The organism is Carboxylicivirga mesophila, assembly GCF_018271975.1.
Taxonomy (GTDB): domain Bacteria; phylum Bacteroidota; class Bacteroidia; order Bacteroidales; family Marinilabiliaceae; genus Carboxylicivirga; species Carboxylicivirga mesophila.
Genome location: NZ_JAGUCN010000065.1, coordinates 1 through 1411, shown reverse-complemented (window position 1 = coordinate 1411; position 1411 = coordinate 1). Strand labels below are relative to the sequence as shown.

At 35.3% G+C, this 1411-nt stretch carries 2 protein-coding genes; both read right to left on the bottom strand.

Going from position 1 to position 1411, the window contains the following annotated elements; translation table 11 throughout:
• Nucleotides 1-227: 227 nt before the first annotated feature.
• Nucleotides 228-1121 (bottom strand): hypothetical protein, encoded by an 894-nt coding sequence (locus tag KEM09_RS21790; protein ID WP_212232064.1) that lies wholly within the window; start codon nucleotides 1119-1121, stop codon nucleotides 228-230.
• A 59-nt stretch (nucleotides 1122-1180) separates the two neighbouring features.
• On the bottom strand, nucleotides 1181-1411 hold a 231-nt coding region (locus KEM09_RS21785; RefSeq protein ID WP_212232062.1), incomplete at its 5' end, for a hypothetical protein.

The following is a 1411-nucleotide window of genomic DNA, read 5'->3' as shown; positions in this document are numbered from 1 at the left end:
GCCATCGGGCCGGTCTTCCTTATTTACCTGTTTCATTTTTCTGAAATCCGACTGAAAATTGTCGTCATGTCGTTCCATATTACGCTCTAACGGTTCGGCTATGAAGCGTGGCGAATTCGCGGTGATGATTGTCTGTCCGGCAGGACGGACTATCGAGGCGGGAATCTGCCCAACCAAACCACACCAAACCTCGACATGCTTTATTAGCCATTGTTGGCACCTGAACATTATTTTTTGTTTACTTTCATTAGTGCCCAATCTCTATAAATAAATCGACGTTTCTCTGAATATAATGCTTTGATGTTTATAGTGTCACTTGATAATTCAATTATTCTGAATTCATCATTTCCTTCCTCAATTATTTCTGGCAATAGTGGTTCACGTAAGTAGATTGAAATTGAATACTCATTATGTCTTTTTTTAAATTCACTTTTATCCATTAAGATGCTCTCAAAGCCGATAAAACTTATTTCAACTCTTTCCCATTCTGTTTCTGGAGATATCCTAATAAGTGTTTTTCCATTAATATCTGCGACACCATATGCAGTTACACTATCTTTGTGGAAGAAAACTACGCAAGTCCCAGGTTGTGGTAATTGGTTTTTATCTTGGTTTATACTAAAGTCAAAAAATAAGCTATCAGAATTGTGCTTTTTTACTGATTGCACGGAATATTCTGGCTTTATTTTGGTGTTGTATTTTTCATATTTGAGAGTTAAGATACCCTCTTCCATCGTATAAGTCCCGCAAGCCTTTTTAACCTCTTCTTCTTGAGTCACAGCAATACTACCTACAACACTTGCATGATACTTTTGTCTATAATTTAAAATAAAACGTTTTTTCTTTGAAAACGTCATATTAACTTCAAAGTAATCTGTTTCACATTTGTAGCTACCTTCTGAGATTGTTTGACTTGAAAGAATAAAGGAACAATTAAATAGAATGCTAAAGATTAATACTTTTTTATTAAAATTCATTTGTGCGATATGCTTATTGTTTTGGTGCCAACGGCCTGCCGCATGATGCTGTAGCAGATTTGCGGTGATGATTGTCCGTCCAACAGGACTGACAATCGAGGCGGGAATCTGCACAACCAAACCCCACTGCTGCCTGCTATGCATTATTGCGGTTTGTTAGCGGCTGGCATTATTTTATTGTGTGCTTATCAATCCTTAATGTCTTAAACATGAGTCTCAATACTTCTATTTTTTCTTGTCATTGTTAGTCCAGTAAATAACAAGAATACTCCAAAAATCAACATTGAGATTGCTTGTAATAATTTAGAGTTTGTTGTGCCAATAAAATAAATAGCCATTAAAATTAAAACGAATGAACCTATAGATAAAATCACGGATAAAATGATGGATAAAGTTTTATTATTCCAGTAGAATTGGCCTATAAGACAAACAAA

What these genes read in the sequence shown, in the direction of transcription:
- KEM09_RS21790 (WP_212232064.1), bottom strand. Translation starts at nt 1,121, where the DNA reads ATGCATAGCAGGCAGCAGTGGGGTTTGGTTGTGCAGATTCCCGCCTCG.